Source organism: Bifidobacterium sp. UBA744, from assembly GCA_002298605.1.
Lineage (GTDB): Bacteria > Actinomycetota > Actinomycetes > Actinomycetales > Bifidobacteriaceae > Bifidobacterium.
The window spans coordinates 39,159-47,481 of sequence record DBKS01000027.1; the positions used below are offsets into that span (position 1 = coordinate 39,159).

At 58.3% G+C, this 8,323-nt stretch carries 6 protein-coding genes; 3 read left to right on the plus strand and 3 right to left on the minus strand.

Features of this window, described 5'->3' with window-relative positions:
* Window positions 1–1,272, plus strand: a 1,272-nt coding sequence (locus B2994_RS02965; RefSeq protein ID WP_291526898.1) for a ParB/RepB/Spo0J family partition protein, incomplete at its 5' end; no start/stop codon positions are given.
* 182 nt (window positions 1,273–1,454) lie between these two features.
* Here the strand turns inward: B2994_RS02965 and B2994_RS02970 are convergent.
* The gene (locus B2994_RS02970; RefSeq protein ID WP_291526899.1) at window positions 1,455–2,573 is read right to left on the minus strand and encodes an NAD(P)/FAD-dependent oxidoreductase; all 1,119 of its coding nucleotides are present in this window, start codon (window positions 2,571–2,573) and stop codon (window positions 1,455–1,457) included.
* Window positions 2,574–2,803: 230 nt separating this feature from the next.
* Between B2994_RS02970 and B2994_RS02975 the strand changes: the two genes are divergently transcribed.
* Together B2994_RS02975 and B2994_RS02980 are read left to right on the plus strand one after the other, a co-directional pair.
* Window positions 2,804–3,709 (plus strand): LysR family transcriptional regulator, encoded by a 906-nt coding sequence (locus B2994_RS02975; protein WP_291526928.1) that lies wholly within the window; start codon window positions 2,804–2,806, stop codon window positions 3,707–3,709.
* A 126-nt stretch (window positions 3,710–3,835) separates the two neighbouring features.
* Window positions 3,836–5,029, plus strand: coding sequence for a MalY/PatB family protein (locus tag B2994_RS02980; protein WP_291526900.1), 1,194 nt, complete (start codon window positions 3,836–3,838; stop codon window positions 5,027–5,029).
* 178 nt (window positions 5,030–5,207) lie between these two features.
* Here B2994_RS02980 and B2994_RS02985 read toward each other — a convergent pair whose 3' ends face one another.
* Together B2994_RS02985 and B2994_RS02990 are read right to left on the minus strand one after the other, a co-directional pair.
* A complete protein-coding gene (locus B2994_RS02985) occupies window positions 5,208–7,439 on the minus strand; it encodes a hypothetical protein (RefSeq protein ID WP_291526901.1) in 2,232 nt (743 codons plus the stop codon).
* Window positions 7,436–8,323 (minus strand): lipid II flippase MurJ (locus tag B2994_RS02990; RefSeq protein WP_291526902.1); only part of this gene is annotated, 888 nt, incomplete at its 5' end. The genes B2994_RS02990 and B2994_RS02985, both read right to left, overlap by 4 nt.

An 8,323-nucleotide genomic window follows, 5' to 3' on the forward strand; every position in this document is an offset into this window, starting at 1 on the left:
CATGCCGTAGGCGATGTCGTTCCCTCCAAGCCGAAACAAGTCAAGCAAAAGGCGCAGGATGGTGTCCGGCATGGAACTGCAGCCAAACGGACGTCGAATCATGCAGCCAGCCGAAAACGAGCGTCGGTACCGTCGCTCGGTGATCTCACCCATCCGAGTGATATGTTCTTTGGTGCGGATTCCGCTGGCACGCCGAGTGTCATCGACGATATTATCGTCGGTGGTCATACGGAAAATTATGGTGCAGGGCATGGAGTTCGGAAATCCGATCCAGCGGATGTTTCACGTGAAACATCCGACAGGCTTGTGGAGCCGGTGGTCCCCAATTCTGGGACAGCGGCCGAAGCGAAGGCGGATCAGGCTGGCAAGGAAGATGATTTGCGACCTGTTGCAGGAGGATATCTTGCCGAGCTCCAGGTGACCGATATCAGACCGAATGCTCACCAGCCGCGAACCATCTTTGATGAGGATGAGCTGCTTGAACTGTCCGAGTCCATTAAAGAAGTCGGTGTTTTGCAACCCATTGTGGTGAGGCGTCGACCGGCTGATCAGCAGCGAGATGTTTCACGTGAAACATCGAAGCTTCAATCTCAGTCATCACAGGCACCGTATGAGATCATCATGGGTGAGCGGCGTTGGCGCGCTTCCCAGATGGCGGGGCTGGCCACTATCCCAGCCATTGTCAAAACCACTGCTGATGACGATATGCTGCGTGATGCTTTGTTGGAAAACTTGCATCGAGTGGCTTTGAATCCTTTGGAAGAAGCCGCTGCCTATCAGCAGATGATCAAGGAGTTTGGTCTGACGCAGCAGCAGCTGTCGCAGTCGGTGTCCAAGTCGCGCCCGCAAATTGCCAATACCCTCCGTCTACTGCAATTGCCTCCAAGCGTGCAAAAGAAAGTGGCTTCAGGTGTGCTGTCGGCAGGACATGCGCGCGCGTTGCTCGCATTGAACTCCGTCGAGGATATGGATAAACTCGCCCTTCGCATTATTGGAGAGGGTCTTTCCGTGCGATCCACGGAAGAGATCGTGGCGATGATGACCACGCACGACAAGGAGAAAACCAAGGCTCCTGCCAAACGTCGTGCCAATGTATGGGAGGGGTCTGCGATCCAGCAGGGGTTGGAAAACCGTTTTGAAACCAAGGTGGCGATTACTGGCACCAAGAAGCACGGCCGGATCGAGATCACCTTCTCGTCGCCTGAGGACATGGATCGCATCCTGTCGTTGTTGAACCCGTCGAACGCCGATGCCTCCGATGGCTGGGTGTGACGGCGGATAGCAATCAACATGGCATCGGGTGTTGGGGGATACGACATATTCGAACGCGTGTCCGTACATCTTGTGTCGATTGCAATATGGCCGTATCGCGAACGTTCGCGATACGGCCATATCTATTGACTGTATATGTGCTGGACCGTGCGTGACTCTGCTGTGCGCCGCGCCCTACTCTGTTATGCGTCTTCCCCCGTCAGGAACGCCTGTGTGTCCAGAGCTGCGCGGCAGCCCATACCGGCGGCTGAGATAGCCTGTCGATACACCCTGTCGACGCAATCGCCGGCTGCAAAGATTCCGGGGATGTTGGTGCGCGTGGAGGCGCCGCTGGTTATGATATAGCCGTCACGGTCGCGCTTTACAGCAGGGTCAATGCAGTCGGTTGCCGGGGTGTGCCCAATGGCGATGAAAACTCCGCGAGCGGGGAGTGAGGTTTCTTCGCCGGTGATCGTATTGCGCACTGTGATTGAATTGACATGTCGAGCAACTGGTTGTGCCTGGCCGCCGAGCGTGAGTTTCGAGGCGATCCCTCCCAACGTCATTGACGATTTCGTACCGCCTAAACCGGGGATGTTGAAGTTGCCTGACGATGCGGCTGCAGATTCGCCAAGGATTGTCGTCACCACGGTATTGGTTAGAACGGTGATCTTTGGATCGGCCATGACGCGATCCACCATAATCCGCGAGGCCCGGAAGGAGTCGCGACGGTGAATCAGCGTCACTGATGAACCGTATCGCGTCAGGAACTGGGCCTCCTCCATAGCTGAGTCGCCGCCGCCGACCACTACGATCGGCTTGTCCTTGAAGAAAAAACCGTCACAAGTGGCACAATAGGAGACGCCATTGCCTGAGAATTCCTGCTCGCCGGGGACGCCGAGCTTGCGTACGGCTGATCCCACGGTGATAATCGCCGCGCGGGCAAGAAAATGGTCTCCACCGGCGCAGATCACCTCACAAGGATAGGATGCGGCGTTGCCGGATGTCGTCGATTGGTTTGGGGCCGGTGAGGCGTCAAGAGGGCCGCGGTATGTCAGTGACTCAACGTCATCGTCGATGTAGCGCGCGCCAAAGCGTTCCGCCTGTTGCTTCATTCGACCCATCAGATCAGGACCAAGGATGCCTTCGGGGAACCCGGGGTAATTTTCCACTTCTGTGGTATTCATCAACTGGCCGCCGGGTGTCAGTGCACCGGCGATGACCAACGGATGGTACCCCGCGCGGGCCAGATAGGTCGCCGCCGTATGGCCGGCTGGTCCCGACCCAATGATGATGACATTCTCACGTGACTGTTCGCTCATACCTCTAGCTTACGAAATGTTTCACGTGAAACAATGATTTGTCTCGTGCTTATGGCGAACGGAAGTGATGGCGTATTGGCGGGTGGCAGGCCGAGGCGGTTTGGTTATCATGAGCGGAATACAATGACGAGTATCGATCTCATGGCCGTGTGGTGGTCAACGTATCGGCTTGTGATGGATGTGCAGGATGCAGGATGGTGAGGTGGCGTATGCTGGATCCCCGAGCTTTGATGACCTTGCGTGCGATTGAACGTGAAGGGTCATTTTCGGCTGTGGCTCGCAAAACGGGATGGTCGCAGCCGTCGATCAGCCGCCAGATCACGGAGCTGGAAAAGGAATGCGGGGCGGCTCTGGTGCGTCGCACCTCGCATGGCGTGAAACTTACCCGACTGGGGTCGATGCTGTCGCGCTACGGCGAGCTGATCACCAATCGTGTGTTGCAGGCCGAGCATGAGATCAAGGAGTTTCACGGAGGATTGGCCACTCATGTGCAGTTGCTGGCGCCTCCTTCGATCTGTTCGACGATTGCCTCCCGGGCTGTGGTGCAAGTAGGCCGGCACAGTAACGTGGAAATCAGTTTGGGCCAGTCCGAGCCGCAGGAGTCGATTGCGTCGCTGCTTGCAGGCCGAGCTGACTGTGCGTTGATTTTTGGATATGACAGTCTAACCTCATCAAGCGCGGTGGGGGACGAATTGTCGGTGGAGCAGCTTGGACGAGACCAATTGCTGCTGATGGTTCGTCATGGTGATGCGTTGGTGAGTGATCGTGGTGATGACCGAAGTCCTGTGTCGTTGGCCCAGCTCAGGGATCGTCACTGGATTGCCGGATGCACAATGTGCCAGGCAAATTTGCTGCGTTTGGCCGGCAATGCCGGTTTCGCTCCGCAGATCAGTCATTCGACGGAGGATTGGGGTGCCACGCAGAATCTGGTTGAAATGGGACTTGGTGTGTCAATTGTGCCGCGGTTGGCGACGCTTGGTTACATCCATCCGGATCTTGAGCTCTTTCCGATCGATGATGATCAGGCGTTTCGCCGCGTGGAGTTCGTGTCGCGGCGCAATGACGATCGGGACTCTCTGACTGTATTGCGCAATGCCGTTCGTTTGGCGGCAAAGGCCATGCTGTTACCCGTCTGAGGTTTCCGCCGTCAGCCTATGGGATTACGGCGATATGTCGTGTTCCACGAATCGTCGATACCGCTCAACGAATCTGGATAGGCTATGGCATTGTGCGCTTCATGCCGTTCGGGGATAATGGGCCTCATGGATTACATTAAGGACATCATCGGTTTCGACCGAGAGCATATCGATTCATTGGACGCCGAAACCTTGGCGGCAAGCGGCAGTGATAAGTGGAGTCGTTACCCGGGATGTATCGGCGCCTTCATTGCCGAGATGGATTTTGGCCTGGCTCCGGCAGTCCAGGACGCCATTGAACGCGCCACCACGCAATGTTCACTGGGATATATCCCCGATTCGTGGAAGCATAACGTCGCCGTGTCGTGCGCCGCGTGGCAGCATGCCCGTTTTGGTTGGAATGTTGATCCGCAATGCATCCACACGGTTCCGGACGTGCTGGAGGCCTATGAGTTCTTCCTGCGCGATATTGTTGGCGAGGGGCATTCCGTGCTGGTGCCGACTCCGGCGTATATGCCCTTTTTAAGTGTGCCTGACCTGTATGGCGTTGAGGTGGTTGAGGTGCCGATGCTGCGTGAGCAGCATTCATGGCAGTTTGACTTCCCGGCGATTGAGCGGTGCTTTGCGAACGGATGCCGCGCGCTTGTGCTGTGCAACCCGCATAATCCCATCGGCAAGGTGCTTACCGCCGAGGAATTGCAGCGGATCATCGATTTGGCGGACCGTTATGATGCGCGTGTGTTCGCCGACGAAATCCACGCCCCGTTCGTGTTTGACAGCCATCGTCATATTCCGTATGCGTCGATAAGCCCTCTGGCCGCGCGTCAGGCATTCAGCGCAACGTCCGCATCGAAAGCCTTCAATATTCCCGGCACCAAATGCGCGCAGGTGATCCTGACCAATCCCGACGATGTTGAAGTATGGAACAAGCGGGCGATATGGTCAGAACATCAGACGGCCACCATCGGTGCCATCGCGACCACCGCCGCATATACCGAGGGTGGTCCCTGGTTTGATCAGGTGCTGGCCTATGTTGCGGATAACGCCAGGTTGATGGATCAGCGCATGCGCGAGGATTTCCCCGACGTTGACTATGTGAGTCCTGAGGGTACGTATATCGCCTGGCTGGATTTCAACAGGATCGGATTGAAGGATCCCGCGCAGTTCTTCCTCGATCACGCCCACGTGGCGCTTACCGATGGCTTGGGATGCGGAGAGGTCGGTGCCGGTTGCGTACGCTTGAATTTCGCCATGCCTCGTCCGTTGCTGAACGAATGCCTTGACCGCATGCGTCGTGCGTTGGACGAGCGCACCGCTTAGGGCTGTTGCTTTGCGGTCTTGGAGTTGTTTTCGCAGACACTTCAGGACCGCAAATACACAGACAACCGGTACAGTCAGGGTTCTGGCGGCAGGAGCTGTTCTTGTCGCCAGAACCCTATTGGCTGGTGCGGGCCTGTACCGAGTTGGCCGTGCCTTGCTTCGCTGATACCACCAGTGATCAGTACACGGATATTCCGTTGAAGGACAGTCGCTTCTCCTGCGGCATTTGTTGCGTCGGAAACCAGACCACAATATCCTGCGTGTTCACGGGCTGCGTCAATTCCACGCTCGCTTTGCCTTCGCCATCGATTTGGAAGGTCCCGACTGGCTCGCCGTTATTGGGGTTTTGCTGCGTGGAATTCACGTACACCATGCCTGATCCCGATGTCTGGCGAATCTGGAAATCGATCTTCCAGACATTCTGGGGGTCTTTGAGGTGAACGTACCATCCGTAGCCATCGAGCTTATTGGGATGGTTCAGGAATGTTTGCTTGGCGATCTGGTATGCGGTGGTGTTTCTGATGATCTGCTGCGGCGTCGGTACGCTGCCTACCTCGCGATCCGTGTGGTCAACCGTTTTCGTTGGGGAGCTGGCTGTTGAGGAGTCCGGAGACGTGCTTGCGGCGGAACTCGTGGCGGCGTCGGAGGCGGCGCCTGACGACGTCGAGGCCGGGCTTGAGCTGCTTGAGCTGCTGGCATTGGTCTGGGCGCCAGGGAACCGCACGTTGGACATGTCGGTTGGCCATTGGCTGGCACTTGAATCGGTGAAGCCGAATCCTTTGTGAATATCCAGCAGATTGGTCATGGCCAGTACCAAGGCCACAACCAAGAAGATGCTGCCAAGGGTGATGGTTATGGTCCGTGTGGTGAATTTGCCGAACAGTACCGAATTCGAACTGTTAAGTAATGTGGATTCCTCGTGGTCGACGGCTTCGACGGGATCTCGATATGACGACACCTCGTCGGACAATTGCGCATCGGGGTCGTTGGGTTCCTGAGGTGCGAAGCTCGGGGGGGCTACATCAACGTGAAGCACGGAGGGTTGCGACTCCTGCCGCGCCAGAGTGCTTTGCACACGAGCGTCCGGCTGAATGCCAGCGATCCTCGAATCGTCCCCCTGCCGATATGACTCCGAGTTGAGCGGTTCCTCGTTCGCTTCGGTCATGCCGGTTGTGTGCAGAGTGTTGGACGTCACGGAAGACGGCTGGTCTGCCAATGATTCGGCTTCATCATGCGCTGCAGAAGCGGTTTCGGGCGCGACTGGTGTGTGATCGGATCGCTGGCCCGATGAACCACCAGTTGAAAGATTGCGAATTTGCAAGACATTAACCGGTACGGTCGGGTGTGGGACCGCCACGGGGATGGGGGCGTCATGTAACGCGGCCAGGAGATTGCTGCCGTTGCCGTTCGCCGGTTTCACCATCTCGACTTCGGATGGGCCGGGGAACAGCAGTTGGTTGGCGTCCCAGTCGGGCAGCTGATTGCCGTTGCTGCCATCCGCATGCGACGCCTTGTCGTCCTTGCTTTTCGCATCCGCGATCAGGAATTCCGGCAGCTCCAGCAGCTCCTCGGGATCCACCGCACGAATCTGCGTGCGGTGGATGGAAGCCGGGCCGGTGGCCTCCGGCCAGATGATATCGCCATCGGTGAGACCGGCCATGGGCTTCCAATACCCCAACAGGGCGATGAACTCGTCAAGGGTGCGTATCGGCATCGCCGGATCGCCGCTTGACGTGGCGAATCCCAATCCACGCTGGCAGATGATCCAGAACTCGTGGGGCTTGTTGGCGACGGCGACTATGCGGTCCCTGTCGTACCGCTGACCGGCGCTGTAGGGGGTTCTCGTCAGCATTGCGTACAGCACGCCGGCCAGCTGGCGCACGGCCAGTGTCTCGTCGGTGTCGTGGGCGATGTCGGTTTGCGTAAGCGGTCCTCGGAGCGCCTTGCTCACCGGGGCGTCGGCGATGCGGATATGGTCCGGGCTGAGTCGAATGACGTCGGTTGTGATCGCCCGGTCGCTCAATCCCTGCGACAGCAGGGTTTTCAGCGCCAGCGCGGTTTCGCCGAGAATGACGCGCATCGCGTCGATGCTGAGCGTATCGCGTGAGGGACCTTCCAGATAGTCACTGAGCGACACGCCCTCATCCAAGCCCGTGACCAGCACCGATACGTCGTCGACGGAATGCATTTGCAGCACAGGGGTGAATCGCACGTCCTTGGACAACACCAGTGCGGAGGCCACCGCATTGGCGGTGACGGCCGCCGAAGGGTTGGTGATGATGAACAGCTGGCATTCGCGGGCGAGCACATGATCATTGACTCGCCATACGGCGAGGCCCGGTTCCTGACGCAGGGCCTCGATGAGTTCATATCGATCGATCAGCGTATCACCTGGATGCGGCGTTGTCATTGTTGTTCTTCCCTATTTTGGCGAGCCGAGCCTGACGGCTCATGTGCTGCTGGTATTCTACCGGCCGGTGTGCCCGTGTCGATGCGCCGGACATGCCGGCCGTCCTGGTCGTCCTGGTCGCCCTGCATGGGTCGGGCTTTCGCGCCTCCGCGGCGGAATCGGGTGCTGAGGCGGCTCATCACCTGGTGAACAAGCGCGATGAACTCCTGCGTTTTCAAAACCCAGAGCATCAGCGCATATACGCCGGCGGCCACCAGCGTCACCGCCACGCACACCACCAGCGAATGCACCCAGCGCTGGGCCTTGCCGAGGTCCGGGTTGTCGAATGGCAGCGCCAATTCCAGCAGCCACTGTGCCCCCATACTGGCGGCGAAGGCGACGCAGCCCGCAATAAGGGCCTTGCAGCTGAGCAGCACAATGCGGCGGCCATCCAGCGAGCCGTCGAATCGCCGGCGGAGCATCACGAAAATGACGGGAACAGTCAGCGAATACGATATCGTGACCGCCGCGGCCACCAGAACCGCCCAGTACCTTGCCGGGAAGACGACGATGGACACCATCAGAACCACCACCTGCGCGACATTCTGCAGCACGGCGAACAGGAATGGATTCCTGCCGTCCTCGAAGGCGTAGAACGTGCGCTGAATCAGCAGCAGCACGCTCACCGGCACCAGGCTCAGCGACAATGCGATCAAGGGGCCGGCAATCAGCCGGGCCTCGTCCAGATTCACCGTGGGCACCAGGGCGATCGTGACGGGCGTGGGGATCGTCACCAGCACCACCGTGAAGAACGTCATGATGACGATCAGGGACCGCATCGACGAGCTCAGATCCCTGCGGGCGGTGCCGAGGTCATGGTCGGCAACCGATCTCGACAGCTTGGG

Coding starts and splice junctions, on each gene's coding strand:
- B2994_RS02970 (WP_291526899.1), bottom strand. CDS start 2,573: ATGAGCGAACAGTCACGTGAGAATGTCATCATCATTGGGTCGGGACCA.
- B2994_RS02975 (WP_291526928.1), top strand. CDS start 2,804: ATGACCTTGCGTGCGATTGAACGTGAAGGGTCATTTTCGGCTGTGGCT.
- B2994_RS02980 (WP_291526900.1), top strand. CDS start 3,836: ATGGATTACATTAAGGACATCATCGGTTTCGACCGAGAGCATATCGAT.
- B2994_RS02985 (WP_291526901.1), bottom strand. CDS start 7,439: ATGACAACGCCGCATCCAGGTGATACGCTGATCGATCGATATGAACTC.